We start from the raw sequence: 16,717 nt of genomic DNA, 5'->3' as shown, positions 1-16,717 counted from the left end.
CCTAGCACAAGCTGAGCAGACAGGTAGGAAGAAAGCGGGGTTGCATAGCAGGACAAAAAGGAGGAGCGCCCCGAAGAGCGCCCCTAAAGCATTACTCGGTGTGCTTTATGTAATAGTCGTAAACATAGGTTTCTGCATAGGCGTCATCCGTTTCGCCGGGTGCTGTACCGTTATGAGATTGCGTGTAGTTGCCTAGCTTGAAGTATGCGCCAGAGAAGCTTTCCTCGTGCACATAATCGAGTTTACGGCCGTTGTACTCATATTCCACCTTGCCATCTCGCGCTATAAACTTAACGGTAAACACTGTACCTAGCTCGTAATTATCATCCACAAGGTAACCATGGCGATCGTTGCCGTTTGTAATCCATATGTTTGCGTGGGTATCCATTACCCCAACAGTGCCATTGTTATCCCAGTCACCGCCTTGCCCTAGGTGCCCTTCTACTCGGAACACGGTAACATCGTCGCCACTATCGTGAATTTGCCCAACAACTACATGTGGTTTTACGTAAGTTAAGTGGGTAACTTTTTGCTTAATCCACATCTCATGCGTACCGCTTGTATTACTCCAAGCTGCTGCACTTTTTGAATTACGGTAATGATAATTTTGGGTTAATTCACGCAATTCACTGCGCGGGTTGGATGAACCACCTGTTGTAGAGCCACCATGATTCGCACGGAATTGCACTGCATACCCGTCCTCATCCTCAACTAATTTAAACCAAGGGTCTATTTCGTAAGTTAAAAGTTCTGGGGTGTAAATTTCCATTGCATTGTTAATTGGCAATGTAATTTTCCACCAAGAAAGATCGATAACTTGTGAGGCATAACGCATTATTGGTGCAGGAGGTTGCTTACTCAAATCTTCGGCGGTTGAAATATCTTTCGCGTCGAAAACATCAAAATAAGAATCGCCAGAGCCTGGGCCATACTTGGCGTAAAGCATTGCCGGTGACCCCGTAGACACATAGGTTACAGAAATTTGTTGCCAGCTGTTGCCGTGCGCCGTACTGGTTTCGTATACGTTATCGGAGCCTAAATCTTGTATGCCGATGGTACCGTGGCCATACACATAAGCTGTAATTTCGTATACGTGGCCGGCAATAGGCTTATAAATCGCCTGCTTGATAATACCGCCATCGCCGTCGATAACTAATAACCTACCGCCTTCAGGTGGCTGTGGATTAGAAGTACCATTCATGGATACAACGTTTGCAGGGTCGACCTCTAACCAACCACCTTCTGAAGTGCTAAGCTCAAAGCTCGCATTCACTAGTGGCCACAATTCAAAGTCTGGGTTAACCGAACTCACTCGAATAGTTTGAGTTGCCGTTGTAGATTCACCTTCATCATCGACTACAGTTAAAGACAATTCAAACACACCATCTGAGCTATACGATTTTTGCGGCGCTACGTCCGAGCTGGACGTGCCATCGCCAAAATCCCATAAGTAGCTTGCAAGGTTACCGCCATCAGGGTCAAACGAAGCACTACCATCAATATTTAGCACAACATTCGGCGCGGTACTTGCGGGTGCGCCAATCACCACAACAGGCGGTTCTTTATTGTCGTCAACAGTAATGGCATGGGTAGCCGTTGCGCTATCCCCTTCATCGTCAGTTACAGTTAAGCTAACAATATAGCTACCGCCAGCGCTGTATGTGTGGTTAACCACTGCCCCGGTTGCATCGCTGCCATCGCCAAAATCCCAACTGTATGAAGCTAAGCTGCCGCCATCGGGGTCAAAGGAATTCGAACCGTCGAAAACTAACGCCACATCAATCGAAACTTCGTCATCAATATCAAAGCTGGCAACAGGAGGCACATTGCTAATATCACCACCGCCATATATTTCTACTTCTGTAATGCTGTTCCAAGAGTTAGCGCTGTTACCGTACCCTACAATACGTACAAATTGTGCAGGCATATTGGGTATATCAAACTCTTCCAACGCAAGCGTGTTACCCGAGCTTTCCCCGCTAAACACAGTGGAAAAATTAGATCCATCTGGGCTTACTTGAATATCGAAAGTAGCGCTTCGCTGATCGCCTTTATAAAAAGCCATGCTCACACTTTTTACCAATTGCATACTGCCCAAATTGTAAGTAATGGTTTGACCATTCCCATTCGCCGACCAGCGCGTACTTAGCGAGCCATCTAGAGTGTTACTCGCTACATTCCCGTCATCACTACTTGCAACCACAGAATGTACATCTAGCTGCCCTTCTACAGGGGGCTCGGGTGGAATTGGGCCATCCCCTTCCACGAAGTTCACTTCAGTAATGCTCGTCCAAGTATTACTTGTATTTCCATAACCAACTATTCGGAAGTATCTCGCCTGAACATTTAGCGTATAGGGTTCCATAGCCAAAGTTGAACCGCTTGAGAATGTGTTTAAATTAACATCCCAACTTGCTCCATCTAGCGAGCTTTGCACTTCAAATGTGGCACTGCGTTGATCGCCCTTATAGAAGGCTATCTCAACCGCTCCCATTGTAACTTCTGCTCCGAAGTCATATTCAATCCATACGCCATTGCCGTTCGCCGACCAACGCGTGCCTAAATTATTATCTAACGTATTATTTGGGCCGTTGCCATCATCACCGCTCGCACTAAGTGCAATCGGTTCTATTGCATAAGCTGAAAACGCAAAAAACAGCGTAAAAACAGCCATAAATACACTGGGTAACCTGGGTATTTTCTTGTTTCTCATTATTATTTCCTTAAAATCTTTTCTGGTTAGATGCATTGTTTTTTGTTAGTACATAAATCCATTTCTAAGAAATCTGCAGACAATAAGACCCCACCCTCTTAAAACAAGAAGAAAAATGTTTGTAAAATATTCTACTAATTAGAAAAGGACTTGATCTAACTTGGCTACAAAAAATTCCAATATAAATTTATTGGTTGTTGTTATTATTTTTATCAAATGTAAACCAGCGCTCTTACTATCATCACCTCCTTTTATTTTTTGTTGGTCTTGTGATGAATAGTAGCTTAACGATTAAATAATTTAAGAATTATAATATCCAAGCCTATATTGATTACTGATTAAAAATGAATAGGAATATTTTAAAAATGCATATACCAAATTAAATACAAATTGGTAAAGGAGTACGACGCAGAAAACAACATTATGTTATTACCAAAAAAATATTTTATTTAAATTGTTAACCAATTTTCACCGTATGCACAACCAATTCAAAAGCTGCCCATGTTTGAGGTGGTCGCGAATGGATAAGAAAGAAATAAAAAGGGACGATAAAAGCGGGAATTACGTGACAACCACTCCAACACAGCTGTCACGTAAAAAAGTTAGTCGCGTTTGTACAAGGCCTCTATTGTTGCTTCCTCTATAGTGTGCGCTTTAACCATATACCCAGTTAAAGCGGCTGAAGCATTTTCAGGTAGCTCTAGTGGTTTGGACAAAGCATGCAAAGTAAATCTATAGCGATGCACGCCGTGGCCAACCGGTGGGCAAGCACCGCCAAAGGCTTTCTCACCATAATCGTTAGTGTTTTGGGAAGCACCTTTTGGCAACAACTTACTATTCACCGCCCCCGCGCCAGCGGGTAGCGACGTGGTACCGGCGGGAATGTTAACCACCTGCCAGTGCCACCACCCACTGCCTGTAGGCGCATCGGGGTCGTGCACCAGTAATGCAAATGCTTTTGTGCCCTCTGGCGCACCACGCCAGCTAAGCTGGGGGGACAAGTTGCCACCAGCACAACCAAACCCCGTATACTCCTGCGTTTTGGCCATATGCTTACCATCGCCTATATCACTACTAGTAAGCACAAGTGAGCCAGCATACACCGCGCAGCTCACGCTAAAAGCTACAGCCGTTATTGCGGTATTGGCGAAAGCCCGAATGAATGATTTTTTCATAGTAACCTCACTATTGTTGTAGAAAGTGGGGTTATTGTAATTAAGGTTTACCCTTTTATTTACAGGCAAAACATTCAAACTTTCGCCCTAATCGCTCAAGCGTGTTTTTCTTAACGCCGTAGGTGTAACACCAAACAACTGCTTAAACTTATTGGTAAACCTAGATTGAGATAAGTAACCGCACTGCTCTGCAATATGGTTAATGGGTTGAAAAGTAGACTGAACCTGATGCAACCCAAAACTTAGCCGGGCACTATCTTTAACAGCCTGCAAACTTGTGCCTTCAGCAGTAAGCTTGCGGCGAATAGTGGACTCGCTCATCGCGAGCTTTTGGGTAATAACATCCATTGTCCAATCGTAGGTTAAATCTGTACTTATAATGGCGTGAACTTTAGCGCTAAGGCTTGGAGCCCCGGCAATAGAGCACACTTGCGTATACCCTAAATGAAACAGCGTTTGCAAAAGCTCCTGCCTGCGAATATGCCAAAGTTCAGCTGGTGCAATTGCTGCCCACTCTATAAATTGCTGTAGCGTGCCCTCTAAAAGAGGGGTTATCTCCCCCAAAAAGTATGGCGCAGCATTAATATTTACAGCCTTTTGATGAAGGCAATTGAAATCTGTATAGTCAAATTCTATTAGCAGCGCAAAATATTCATCACTTTCAGCAATATTCCGCATATCAATTTTAGTACCGTTAGATAAAAAAACAAAACGACCATTTACACATCGCACATCTCCGTTAGCACCCAGCTTTTTACAACCATCTAACACGAAAACAAGTAAGGGCTTAACAATTGGCACATTTAATATCGTTTGCTCTTTGAGCGACGTATAAACAGCAAAGGGTAGTGCCGTATTTTCGGCAGTAGCAAGCTTTGCAGCATACTTAAGTTTTTGCATATGGGTTCATAGCTCTCATAATAATTGAGTTTGGCATTCAATTAGGTAATTTAACATACACCGCACAGGCGCATACTCCCTTATTTGCCTGCTACACTTAACAAGGAACGCTAATACCCAGCCGTCGCTTAATCGGTAACAAACAATACCGATTCAACACCAAGAAAAATTAAATACCTAACGTAGGAATATAAACACTTGCTGAATAGACTTGGTTCGCATAACGCCAACGTATTCAAGGCGGCCAAACTCGTCATTACTGCCATTACGGCGCTAGCCTGCGGCTTACAACCCGCAGCCGCCCACGCAGCGCCCCAAGCTTGCCTGCACTTTAATATTCACAAAAGTTGCGGTAGCGGAAAAGTAAGGGGCAACGAATATACAGAAGGCTTAGTAAAACTCGCGTTTAGCTATAGCGATGCCACCTACAGCCTTTCTAAAGATTACCTAACCTGCAGCCAAAAACGTGAAGCGCAGTTGGTAGAACAGGACAAATCATCACTACTATGGGCCGCCACAAAGCCTGAATTAGAAGTCAACCTTATCCCCATTAGGATACCTATATACAAAGGGTTGCTTGGCGTTCGCCTAGCCGTAATACGCAAACAGGATCAACCCCACTTTTTACATGTTAATAACTTAGATGATTTAAAGCGCTTTACCGTTGGCCAGGGCTCTGACTGGTCTGACACTCTTATACTAAAAGACGCTGGTTTTTCCGTTATTACCGCAAGCGATATTCACAAGCTATATAACATGCTTGAAGCAAAACGGTTCGATATGCTACCGCGTGGCGTAATGGAACCTTGGGGCGAGTTACGAGAATTAAATGGCGATACGCTCGCCATAGAGCAAAGCTTGGTTATTGCCTACCCCATGCCAGCCTATCTTTTTGTTTCGCCTCACCAGCCCGAATTGGCGGCAATAATAGAAGCTGGGCTAAATCAAGCGATTGCCGATGGAAGCTTCGACAACTATTTTTTTAACGATGAATTAGTTAAAGAAGCGCTAAACAAAGCGAAGCTAGAAAACAGAAAATTATTTAGCCTACCCAACCCCTATTTACCCGAAGCTACACCACTAAATAATAAATCACTTTGGCTAGATGTGCTCACCCCCCTGCTAGACCTATCGTATTTATAGAGAAGTAATCACAAAAAAGAGCGCCCCTGTAAGGCCGCCCTTTCTGCGTAACTTATACCCAATCAATAACTAATTAATAACTAATCTAGAGGTGCCCTTTAATGCTTACCTCAGTAATACTGTTCCAGTTATTAAACTCATTACCCAAACCGATAATTCGAATATAGCTTGCGCGATAATCACCGCCAAACGTCGTCTCTAAACTTAACGACTCACCCGAGTTAATCCCATCAAACACTTGCACCCAGGTTTGGTTATCATCACTCACCTCTACCTGAAAGCGGGTTTGACGTTGATCACCTTTGTACCACGCTATGCGCATATCGGTAACGAGATAATTATCCCCCAGCGCAATGGTTAAATTCTCACCTACACCAAAAGCCGACCATCGCGTAGAGTAATCATTATCAAAAACATTGCTTGCCACATTGCCATCATCACTAGATGCATAAACATCAACCGGCACAATAGTCGCTTCTGATGCAAACACAGTAACCAAAAGCTCGCTGTATTCAGAAGCATTGTTGCCGAAATAACTGCTTACACGAAAATAGTAACTACCCGCAGCCAAATCGCTAACAATTGCAGAATCGGCATTCGCAGCTAGCTCAATTACAGTAAATTCAGCTTCACTACTAAGCTTATACTCTAAGGTATAACCCTCTTCGCCTTCACTTACATCCACCCAACTTAGTGCTATTTGCCCTTGCGCATTAGCTGTTACAGTGAAGTTTTCTGGGCGCACAAGATTAGCCTGCGAGCCGCCTGCAGGTTGAAAATATACACTTGCAGCTGCAAAGTTTGAGCGAATAATGCCGCTTACGGCAGTAACACGATACTCGTAAAGGCCTTCAGCAATAAGGTCGGTATGCGTATAAGATGTTGCGTTCGCCTCAGTAAGACCTATAGCGAAAAAATCGTTGCCACCAATACGCGCCTCAACAAAATAGCTTTCTTCTTCGCTATTAGTATCTGCCCATGAAATAGTAATTTGCGATTGCCCTGTTACCGTAGCCGCCACATCTGTAGGTGCAACTAAGTTAGGGTAATCTAGCCCAGCGCTTGGAGTATAAATTACCGCTTCGGTAATACTATTCCAAGTGTTAGACGAGTTGCCGTAGCCAGTAATACGCAAGGACTGAATTTCAGCTGCAGTAAATGACGCAGATTCCAAGCCTAGCGAAGCACCGGAAGAATATCGACGAACAGGCGTGGTATACCAAACGTAACCATCGGTAGTTATATACTCAATAGAGAAGGTACTTGAGCGAGTATCTCCCTTATACCAAGCTAACTCGACACGATCCGCGACTTGGCTTTCACACAAATTAAATTGTATCCACTCGCCGTCGCCGTTTGCAGACCAACGCGTAGCGTAATCGCCGTCTAGCGTATTTTCTGCAATATTGCCATCGCTTGAACTGGCGCTAACACTACAAATAGCTACAGGCTCGTTACCAGACGTTTCAATGGGCTGACCGTAAAACAGCTGAACCATCTCTATATCGGTATCGCTTAGATTGCCCGCGCCATTCCACTCAGGGTTGCAATAGTTTAAAACCGAATCCAAGTCCCAGGCGCCGACATAAATGTCGCCGTCAGTACCCTGCGCCTCGGCCGCGCACATATCATCGGTGTCATCTCTGTTTTGTTCATGGGCAAAGCCTAGAGCATGACCAAACTCATGAACTGCAATCACTTCTGCACAATATTGACGACGGTAACTGCAGCTGGTGCCCCAATTTTGGAATGTATGGTTTAGTACCATGCCATTAACATAGCCATCCAAACGCGAGCCTAGCTGCTTAACATGCGGCCCAACATCATCCACTAAAATACGTATCCCATCATCGTTCGCCCCACACTCGCCCCAACCGGTGAAGCGGACTAATGACTCCTGCTCCCAAGTACGCTCAACCGCTTTTCTTACCCAAGCTTGCTCTTCTACAGGAAAAGCCTCTGGATTCTCCCAGCACACAGGAATAGTTAACGTATCCCACAATGCACTCTCTAATGCATTACCTTCATCATGTGGCTCTGAGCTACTAGCTACCGCAACCACAGAACTTACTACCCCCAAACACAAAACAAGCAACCGTATGATTTTCACAACAAATCTCCGCTATGTAATTTTAATTAGCGTGTTACCTATCCGGTAACATCGTAGAGAAATGTAACACGCCGATACGTTTGGTTACACTAATATTTAATTACATTGTCTTCCAATTTGTATATCGGTCAGCCGGTAATAAAAAGCACTGTCTCCTGCATCTCCACTTAGGCGCCTAAATGATCCTTGCAGCACAATACCGCTTTCTTTATGATGCCAGCCCCACAAGGGCGACACATACCAGCCACCTGCCAATGGCAGGCAACAATCAACGCCTCTCCCGCTTACACGCTTAATATTTTCAAACAAATTACAATCAGGAATTCCCAGTAAATTATGCGAACTTTTATCAAAGCAATTATTGCAGCCGCGGCATTACACAGCGCTACAGCAGCAGCCATTACAAATATGGAGTATCTTCACAAACAAGGTGAACAAGATGGGTTACACGGGAATATTGAATTATCTTTAAAAGGCAAATCGGGTAACAGTAACAGGCAAACCCACAGCATAGCTGGCCAACTTAGCTACCGAGCAGGTGCACACCAATGGCTAACATCAGCAAGTGCAGAATACGGTGAAAGTAATAAAGTTAAAGATACAGATAATAAATTTATCCATCAGCGTTACATTCACCACAACTCCAACAAGCTAGCCATTGAAGGATTTGTGCAGTACCAAGAGGATACATTTAAGCTTTTGGATTCCAGAGCACTTATTGGTGCAGGCGCCAGATTTAAAGTATCGCAAAAAGACGACGATTACTTATTTAATTTTGGATTAGGCGCATATTACACCCAAGAAGTATACAACCTGCCAGAAACCGCAACCGACGAAGAGCGCGAAGAACAATATGCCCGCGCCAACAGCTATATAAATTACGCCAAACAGCTTACCCAAAGCACATCGTTCAGCAACACACTTTACTGGCAGCCTCGCTTAGGCGACATTGCCGATAGCTACGCGTATAACAACCTTGCGTTTACCGTAAAAATTAGTGAAAAACTCGCATTAAAAGTTACCCTAGAAACGCAATACGATAGCAAACCAGTAGGCGAGTTAGAGCATGTAGATCACTCTTACTTCACCTCTTTGGCATACAACTTTTAACACGTGCTGGCCCTAGAGGTATTTCTATAGGGCCAACACTCCAAACCTACGTGGATTCAAATCCGAGGAGCACGCGAATGCCTAAAAACCCCGGGGCGTAGCCAGAAAAAATAGCTAGAACCCCTTTTATTTAGAGAATACTTTATTTGGGTGCTCAATAGTTTCCCAGTAAGTAATACGCCGCCCTTTATTTACATGCGGTAACTCATTCGATGAACCACCGAGAGCTTTACCGCAAAACTTCAGGATTTTTTCACCTGCACCGAGCTGGGTTATATCTACCCTTAATAGCTGCTCGGGCTTATCGTTAAAGAACCTATCCACAGCTATTTGATGCTTACGATAGCAAGAAAGTAAATACTCATTACTAAATTCTTTTTTTGAACAGAACTCTGGAAACGCCGCCAAAAAGCAGCGCTTAATATCACTTTCAAAAAAATTGCTATCGGCTAGCCATCGCTTGCGCATACTAAGCAACAACCTTCGAATAGACTCCAACCAGTCTCCCTCAGGGCGTTGCAAGTAAATAAATTTGGAATTTGGGTATCGCGAATACAAGCTTGCGTAGTCGATAAATACAGGCGTGTCGGCAACCACTTCTGCCAACTCAAATGCAGCTTCATTAAACGCGGTGTGAGCAACTTTATAACCGCTCTCAAGCAGATAAATACACGTGCTTGTGGTGCCGGTTCTAGGTAGGCTTAAAATAAATATTTTAGACATAACAACCAACCGATCTCGTATAGTAGGTATTGCCAGCCAGCTCAAAACAATCATCAAAAATACTCACCCAAGGATTTGAAGCAGACCACCTCAACTCGCCTAGCCATACTATTTAAGAAGAACAGCTCGAGCGTACCAGCAGAAAAAAGTATAGAATTATTAAATACTGTTTAGCGCTATTGAGTCATATCTATTTCGATAAGAAACCAAACCCACCAAAACGGAACGCGCCTCTCCCACATATTTTTGTATATCAGCAATAGCTTCATCCGCATTTATCTCTAAATCACCTGGGGGTACCCACGATAAAAATCCATCTAAAGCTTTACCTAGTTTGGCCTCAAGCTTTTCGCCCAGAACACCAAACCAATAACTATAGCAACTCCAAATTGCACGCTGTATTAGGGGGTAATTATCGCAAAGCTTTAATAGATCGGTTAAGTCGAAACAAAACTGGATAAACAAAGAAAATTCATTTACCGCCTTTTCCAACACGCCCTGCTTCCTTACATCCATAAACAAGCTATCAATAAATTTTTGTGGAGAATGCATTAAAGCAACCAAGTCTTTAAATCTAACTGTTTCTTTAACTCCTATACTACGCCTCTTTTTTGTTATAGTGAACGAGTCCAACAACCTTAGTAAATATCCATTGGCTAAATTCTCTTCGAAATGCTGATCCAACTCCAAAAAAGAAAGCATAATTCTATATGCCTCAGAATCGGAGATATCTTCCGTTATGTTATATACGCCTTCCATCCTCTTCGACAGCTCTTGAGGCAAATACTCTGGATAAAATTCCGTGTAGTATGGCTTCACAGACTGATGCAATAGAACATCTTTAATTTCTCCAGCAAATTCGCTTGTAGCCACATCTGGGATAAAGTCCGCTAGAGCCGCCACCTCTATAACAGAGCAACATTTCATGAACTTATCGGCCCTTCTTCGAAACAATATTTCAGACTTATCAACAACCGCAGCGACATGATAATCCCGAAGCAACCAATTAATTTTGTTTTCATCACCTTCATCAATTAATTTCGCAAGCTCAACCACTACAGATTTCGCATCTGACTCTTCGTAATAGGTAGCAATTAACTCTTCATAATTGGCCTGTTTAATATTCATAAACAATCCTCCAGATGAAGCAGTGGCGAGTTAAAACTTTTTGTAGGTTTGCATACACCAATATGATTCACTCCAGGAATTGCAACAGGCGGAGGATCACCGGCAAAAGTATCATTGCTAACAATCTTTTCGTATTCGGCGATAATGACTTTCTTTGCCACCAAATGTTTATTTTTACTATTAACAATTGCAGACAATGTATCGGCCTTTAGAGCTTGCAACACAGCAGAACCAGGCTGAAGCTGTTCTACCAATGGGGATGAAAAACGTACCAATGAACAAAAGTACTTTAGTATTGGAATTGCACTTGAAGTCTCAATGGCTAAAGCTACTACCCTTGCCCCCATATGTGCTGGAGCATATAAAACAAGTTTTGTTTTATTACCCCAATCAAATCCCCTTTTGGGCGCATCTAATAATGCTCGTCGAGAAATAACAGCCCCCAACGAATGCGCCACAATAAGAATTTCATCATAAGCAAAGCTTGAAGAGCGTTGCGCAGGTTGCGATAAATTGTCTTTTAGTATTGGGGTAATATTATTAAACAATTGGTTTAGAAAATTGCCAAATATAGCCGCGCTAGCTATTAATTCTGACCTTAAACCATCGTAGCCATAAAAATAAATATCACGACCTTCACTTTTGGGCGAATTGGGTAAGAGCTCATGAAAATCTGCCCAAGTCTTAATTGCATTCCCATTAAATCCATGGATAAACACAATAGCTTTTCGATTGGGCTTCATCGAGAACATGACCCGCGCCTCTCCAGTTGCAGAGATGCCGCCCTTAAGTAATTTAGGCAACAAATGAGTCTGCATGCAACAGCTCCTTTAATCTAGATTAATATAGCTACCTAACATAACCAATAGAACTATCAGAAACAAGCAGCTTAAATCGTATCTCCGGCCAAATTGACACCTAATAGCACCTCTAGGCTTCACAAACACCTAGTTAACTATCAACAACGAGGGCCTTAGCAGAGATACATAAACTTGCAGATACACTTTTTTCAGTCTTTAATTCAGGTTTCTATCGCATACATTAATCTAATGTAGCGACAATAAAATCCAATATATTTTTGGCCGTAGTAATATTTTCTAGGCCGCGGTAAAGCACACCATCTTTACCTGAATGATGTCCGTGTCCAACTAAATTAAATATAAATTGCTTTGCTTTAGCAGAGTTTACAATCGCTTCATACACTAACGATGGCTGTCCAGAGGACCCAGGCCCGCTATACACAGTATCATCAGGGAAACGGGTTTTACTGTAGTACTCATTAAAATCGTAAGAGCGGTTCACTTCAACCATCAACTTATATTGCCCCGTACTGGGCAAAGGCATATCTACCTGATAATCTACCTTAGGTGTAGCAGCGGTAATACCATCGAAATCTGTATTATTGTGCTCTGGCATATACAACCCGTCACTCGCCACAACTCCGCGCTTATGGCTCCAGTAGGGTAACGCTTCTGGCCTTCTCACTACGTCGGGCTCTTCATCGCTCGTGCGATAGCTAGAGTTAGACGTTTTACCCGTAACATACAATGTATCCACATACTCACCATCTAAGGTTTCCATCCACACTACAATTTGAGGCACGCTGGTATAGGAAATATTCAAAAATATCGGCTGCGGTTCAGACTCGTACGAAGAGCCCGCTTTAAAAAATACGCTAAGTTTAGGGGCGCTATTGTCTTTGGTTAAATCCACAATGGTATATTCCCGCTTAGGTGGCTCTGCGGATGTTTTTAAATCGTAACCAAACTGTACAACGCTATAAACCGGCGGCAAATTCAAACCCAAAGCAATTGCAATAGGCACAACACCAAAAACCGCCGCCCCCATTGCCCACCTACCCGGCTTTTTACTCATATGGTTTTTGTACGTTTTTGCATTGTGCTTAATATGCCAAACAATACACACCAAAAATAAAATAGCGCCCCACACATGCAGAGAGCCAGTCCAAAAATTGTAAGGTGTTGCGTACAACAAAATACCGCTCACAACTAATACGAAGAAAGCAACAGAAAGGGTGATGGTGGCAATGGACCGTATATTCATGATATTTCTCTTTTTATTCCTTATTAACTAGTGCAGGCAAAGCACCACTTGGAAAATTCCATATTCAGGTAAGGTTACCCAAAACACTATTGCAAGCTTAAGCAGCCATAATGTTAAGCCATTGTGAGTAACAATAAAGTAAGAACAATGTTAGAAATGTGCAAGAATTGTGCATTAGAAGGGGTAGCTACGCGGCAATTTTGACTTTGAACAATCAAAAAATTTGGCGTGAGTTAGACAAGTAGCGGCGTGAGCCTAAATGGTAATAGCTAGAAATAGTACAGTGCTCGAGAAGTAGTAATTTGCACATACCAAGACCTATCAGCACAAAGTGAAAATAAGGTTTCCTACTTACAATTCAGCTCAAAAAATATTTTTGAATCAATACCCTTCAGTATCTGGCTACCTCAAAAGTTCTGCAACCTTCTTTTCAACGTCTTGCGAGCGAAGCGATAGTCACAGCTCGAAATAATTCTTTAGTACTTGAGGGTGCAAGGCGCTAAACAACCGCTTAGCTCCATTATTTAACATAAACTTTTATAACACCTATTTTTCCGACAGCATAGGAAGTACATATCTCATAATCATCACAAAACTAGCGTTCATGACAATTCTATTTTAGAATTCTGTGATATATTTTCACCAACAACAATTTAAACGCCAAACTTTTCTTCACAACCACAAGTAACTTTCCAACCATTCAAGCTGGTACAATCATGCTAAAGCACATAATCCCATTAGCTTTTCTAGTTTTTTCCTTACCAACATTCCCCAACGATGATAATACATTAGAGGAATTTGTTCCCGCCAGCATAAAAGATTCGAGAATGTCGATTGAAAAATTAATTAAATTCCCTAGAAAACATGAAAAATCAAAGGAAGATATAGCGGTTGTAATTAGATGTGACGCAGTTATTAAGCGAAACGGGAAAGTGGACCATAATTTCTGCTACGAAGAAGGCGGCGTACACTTCCCATTCGTAAGCATGATTAATCGAGCAGCCAGTAAATCCGTTTTCAATCCAGCTAGAGTTAATGGAACCGCTAGACCAGTATACTTTCAGTATTATGTTCTTTTCATTAAAAAAGGCTCGGCCACCTCGATCGAAGTCATCGGAAACTCCGGTTTAGAAGTAGATAAATACGGAGTAGATTATACCTCCCCTCAAAGATATAGTGTTCCAGGAGGAATATTTGGTGCCGGATGCAGCTATAACAAGCATATAACTGTGAATGCTGTCATCTCGGAATTAGGAACTGTAAGCAGTGTCGCAGTAGAAGGCGACAACGCTGGAGATAAGTGTACCAAATACCTAGAAGAATCTTTTAAAAACCAAAAATTTATTCCAGCAACCTATAATGGAAAAGCCATTTCAGCTTTTTATTCTGAACTAATATTCGACACTATCCGTCGGCAATAGATCGACCATTAGAAGATATGCCTTGGTAAATAATCACATATGCTGAACTAAAACCACCGCTTTTCGTGTTTACGCATTACCATAGATAGTTTTCGCGCCAACTAAAAGCGTGAATTTAAAACAATCTCAGGCACTCTATATACTGGTGGGCAATGCCCACCATAAAGATTCAGAAAATATCACTTTAACAATTTTGCGAACTTTAGTTTAATCTCCTGCCTCCACCCACACTAAAGGCAATACAACTCCCCCCCACTTATCTAATCAAACGAAAGTGGATATTTGCCATCCAGCATACACAGAAGTGAATATAAGATCTGTCGGCTTATCGACGCAATGACATTGCTAGTAGAGAGGCTTGGCAGTATAAATAGCCGAATCGGCACCTTTTAGACATGGTTGAAGATTAAGCTCAAATATAAAGGAAATGCTAGAAAGTGGGTTGCGGGGTAAACACCACGCAGATTGATGAGCTAGGCTCAATCCCTCCTCGGACTGTCGCTTACAGTACCCCACATTAAAAAAACCCCGCTCTTGCGAGCGAGGTTTTTTATTTGGTGGAGCCTAGCGGGATCGAACCGCTGACCTCAACACTGCCAGTGTTGCGCTCTCCCAGCTGAGCTAAGGCCCCAAATTTGGGCTTGCGGGCATTGCCACACAAGAGGCGCGCATTGTATGCAGTGCCTCTTGGGCTGTCAACTATTCCGCGTCGCTTTCTTCGTTTAATTGCGATAATGCCGCAAATTCTTTCTCGTAGCGCTTAAGCACCTTTTTACCGGCTCCGCCTAATACTTCTACGGCTACGCGTAAACGTGCTCGGCTTAGGTCGCTGCCCAGTAGCACCATGGCATCCATTACCGAAAAGCTCGCGGTAGAGCCAGAAATAGCCACAAATAACGGTGCCAAGAAGTCTTTTAGCTTTATACCCATACCATCGGCTAAGCCTTTTAGGGTTGCGAATATGTCGTCTCGCTCCCATGTGCGCATGGTATCTAGCTGCCACAGGGCAAACTGCAGCACCTTTTTCTGGTCTTCTAGGTCTAGCTTATTACCCTTAAAGCTCTCTTCGGTAATGCCTAGGGTATTTGCCGCTAAGAAGCTTACCATGGGTAAAAAGTCGCCTAGGGTCTCCATACGTTGTTTAACGTGGGGAATAACCGCTAGCAAGTTATCTTGGTTGAATTTCCAATCTACTAGGCGCTGCGCCAATGCTGCGTCGTCTAGGTCTTCACGAATCCATAAGCCGTTTAGCCAGTTAAGCTTTTCTATATCGAATACTGGGCCACCTAGCGATACACGGGCGATATCGAAGTGGTTGAGCATTTCTTGAATAGAGAACTTCTCGCTCTCATCCGGCATAGACCAGCCCATACGCCCCAAATAGTTGGTTAAGGCCTCTGGCAAGTAACCTGCTTGCTTGTAATACAGAATACTGGTTGGGTTTTTACGCTTACTTAGCTTGGTTTTATCTGGGTTGCGCAGTAGCGGCAAGTGGCAAAATACGGGCACATCCCAGCCAAAGTATTGGTATAGCAATATGTGTTTGGGGGCCGAGTTAATCCACTCTTCACCGCGAATAACGTGGGTAATTTTCATTAAGTGATCGTCTACCACGTTGGCCAAGTGGTAGGTTGGCATGCCGTCGGATTTCATTAGAATTTGAGCATCAACCATGCTCCAATCTAAATCGATATTACCGCGCAACAAATCGGTTACTTGGCAGGCGCCCTCTTCTTCTGGCACTTTCATGCGTACCACATAGGGAATACCGGCGGCTTCGCGCTCGGCTTGCTCTTGCTCGGTTAGCATTAGATCGCTTTGCTTAAGCGCTGAGTGTATGCCCGCTTCTTTACGTGCGGCACGCAACATATCTAGCTCTTCGGTGGTGCGGTAGCATTTAAAGGCATGGCCTGCATCCAGCAGCTGCTGCACGTATTGGGCGTATATTTCTTTGCGCTCACTTTGACGATATGGGCCTGCAGCTCCGCCAACGTCTGGGCCTTCGTCCCACTCTAAACCTAACCAACGTAAAGAATCTAAAATGGCCTGTTCAGATTCAGGCGTAGACCGGCTTTGATCGGTGTCTTCTATACGCAATATAAATTGGCCGCCGTGTTTACGGGCAAAGCACAGGTTAAACAGCGCGATGTAGGCTGTGCCTACGTGGGGGTCGCCGGTGGGCGATGGCGCGACTCGGGTGCGTACAGTCATTGTATTGCCTCTTGCATAT

General features: G+C 43.4%; 12 protein-coding genes and 1 tRNA gene. 3 read left to right on the top strand and 10 right to left on the bottom strand.

All coding sequences use genetic code 11. The features are described 5' to 3' along the window. Positions 1-91: 91 nt before the first annotated feature. The 3 genes from SDE_RS21255 to SDE_RS07885 all read right to left on the bottom strand — a co-directional run bounded on the left by SDE_RS21255 (position 92) and on the right by SDE_RS07885 (position 4,788). Positions 92-2,713 carry a polysaccharide lyase family 7 protein gene (locus SDE_RS21255; protein WP_011467989.1) on the bottom strand — a complete coding sequence of 874 codons (2,622 nt, stop codon included), beginning with the start codon at positions 2,711-2,713 and terminating at the stop codon, positions 92-94. A gap of 602 nt (positions 2,714-3,315) precedes the next feature. Continuing rightward, a complete protein-coding gene (locus SDE_RS07890; protein WP_011467988.1) occupies positions 3,316-3,888 on the bottom strand; it encodes a YbhB/YbcL family Raf kinase inhibitor-like protein in 573 nt (190 codons plus the stop codon). An 87-nt stretch (positions 3,889-3,975) separates the two neighbouring features. Continuing rightward, complete coding sequence (locus tag SDE_RS07885) at positions 3,976-4,788, bottom strand: helix-turn-helix transcriptional regulator (protein WP_011467987.1); 813 nt, start codon at positions 4,786-4,788, stop codon at positions 3,976-3,978. A gap of 198 nt (positions 4,789-4,986) precedes the next feature. Between SDE_RS07885 and SDE_RS07880 the strand changes: the two genes are divergently transcribed. Continuing rightward, the gene (locus SDE_RS07880) at positions 4,987-5,931 is read left to right on the top strand and encodes a hypothetical protein (RefSeq protein ID WP_011467986.1); all 945 of its coding nucleotides are present in this window, start codon (positions 4,987-4,989) and stop codon (positions 5,929-5,931) included. Between the two features lie 85 nt (positions 5,932-6,016). On the opposite strand, the gene SDE_RS21875 is transcribed toward SDE_RS07880, so the two are convergent. Further along, on the bottom strand, positions 6,017-8,041 hold the full coding sequence (locus SDE_RS21875) for a discoidin domain-containing protein (RefSeq protein ID WP_011467985.1): 2,025 nt from the start codon (positions 8,039-8,041) through the stop codon (positions 6,017-6,019). A 336-nt stretch (positions 8,042-8,377) separates the two neighbouring features. On the opposite strand from SDE_RS21875, the gene SDE_RS07865 reads away from it, so the two are divergent. Next, the gene (locus tag SDE_RS07865; protein ID WP_011467984.1) at positions 8,378-9,151 is read left to right on the top strand and encodes a DUF481 domain-containing protein; all 774 of its coding nucleotides are present in this window, start codon (positions 8,378-8,380) and stop codon (positions 9,149-9,151) included. A gap of 126 nt (positions 9,152-9,277) precedes the next feature. Here the strand turns inward: SDE_RS07865 and SDE_RS07860 are convergent, their stop codons facing one another. The 4 genes from SDE_RS07860 to SDE_RS07845 all read right to left on the bottom strand — a co-directional run bounded on the left by SDE_RS07860 (position 9,278) and on the right by SDE_RS07845 (position 13,066). Continuing rightward, a complete protein-coding gene (locus tag SDE_RS07860) occupies positions 9,278-9,874 on the bottom strand; it encodes a sulfotransferase family protein (RefSeq protein ID WP_041325528.1) in 597 nt (198 codons plus the stop codon). Between the two features lie 159 nt (positions 9,875-10,033). Further along, the gene (locus SDE_RS07855) at positions 10,034-11,002 is read right to left on the bottom strand and encodes a hypothetical protein (protein ID WP_011467982.1); all 969 of its coding nucleotides are present in this window, start codon (positions 11,000-11,002) and stop codon (positions 10,034-10,036) included. Then, a complete protein-coding gene (locus tag SDE_RS07850) occupies positions 10,999-11,820 on the bottom strand; it encodes an esterase/lipase family protein (RefSeq protein WP_011467981.1) in 822 nt (273 codons plus the stop codon). The genes SDE_RS07855 and SDE_RS07850 overlap by 4 nt, the downstream gene beginning before the upstream one ends. A gap of 223 nt (positions 11,821-12,043) precedes the next feature. Continuing rightward, entirely contained in the window at positions 12,044-13,066 is a 1,023-nt protein-coding gene (locus tag SDE_RS07845) for a DUF4405 domain-containing protein (protein WP_011467980.1), read from the bottom strand. 716 nt (positions 13,067-13,782) lie between these two features. On the opposite strand from SDE_RS07845, the gene SDE_RS07840 reads away from it, so the two are divergent. Then, complete coding sequence (locus SDE_RS07840; protein WP_011467979.1) at positions 13,783-14,487, top strand: hypothetical protein; 705 nt, start codon at positions 13,783-13,785, stop codon at positions 14,485-14,487. A 555-nt stretch (positions 14,488-15,042) separates the two neighbouring features. On the opposite strand, the gene SDE_RS07835 is transcribed toward SDE_RS07840, so the two are convergent. Together SDE_RS07835 and gltX are read right to left on the bottom strand one after the other, a co-directional pair. Next, a tRNA-Ala gene (locus SDE_RS07835) sits at positions 15,043-15,118 on the bottom strand. A 68-nt stretch (positions 15,119-15,186) separates the two neighbouring features. Then, a complete protein-coding gene (gene gltX, locus SDE_RS07830) occupies positions 15,187-16,698 on the bottom strand; it encodes a glutamate--tRNA ligase (protein ID WP_011467978.1) in 1,512 nt (503 codons plus the stop codon). Positions 16,699-16,717 lie beyond the last annotated feature (19 nt).

The organism is Saccharophagus degradans 2-40, from assembly GCF_000013665.1.
In the GTDB taxonomy this organism is placed as follows: domain Bacteria; phylum Pseudomonadota; class Gammaproteobacteria; order Pseudomonadales; family Cellvibrionaceae; genus Saccharophagus; species Saccharophagus degradans.
Note: the sequence above shows the minus strand (reverse complement) of the source record. Positions and strands in the feature narration are given on the sequence as shown.

Excerpts from the sequence above, each read along its gene's own strand:
- SDE_RS21255 (WP_011467989.1), bottom strand. The coding sequence starts at position 2,713 with ATGAGAAACAAGAAAATACCCAGGTTACCCAGTGTATTTATGGCTGTT.
- SDE_RS07890 (WP_011467988.1), bottom strand. The coding sequence starts at position 3,888 with ATGAAAAAATCATTCATTCGGGCTTTCGCCAATACCGCAATAACGGCT.
- SDE_RS07885 (WP_011467987.1), bottom strand. The coding sequence starts at position 4,788 with ATGCAAAAACTTAAGTATGCTGCAAAGCTTGCTACTGCCGAAAATACG.
- SDE_RS07865 (WP_011467984.1), top strand. The coding sequence starts at position 8,378 with ATGCGAACTTTTATCAAAGCAATTATTGCAGCCGCGGCATTACACAGC.
- SDE_RS07860 (WP_041325528.1), bottom strand. The coding sequence starts at position 9,874 with ATGTCTAAAATATTTATTTTAAGCCTACCTAGAACCGGCACCACAAGC.
- SDE_RS07855 (WP_011467982.1), bottom strand. The coding sequence starts at position 11,002 with ATGAATATTAAACAGGCCAATTATGAAGAGTTAATTGCTACCTATTAC.
- SDE_RS07850 (WP_011467981.1), bottom strand. The coding sequence starts at position 11,820 with ATGCAGACTCATTTGTTGCCTAAATTACTTAAGGGCGGCATCTCTGCA.
- SDE_RS07845 (WP_011467980.1), bottom strand. The coding sequence starts at position 13,066 with ATGAATATACGGTCCATTGCCACCATCACCCTTTCTGTTGCTTTCTTC.
- SDE_RS07840 (WP_011467979.1), top strand. The coding sequence starts at position 13,783 with ATGCTAAAGCACATAATCCCATTAGCTTTTCTAGTTTTTTCCTTACCA.
- gltX (WP_011467978.1), bottom strand. The coding sequence starts at position 16,698 with ATGACTGTACGCACCCGAGTCGCGCCATCGCCCACCGGCGACCCCCAC.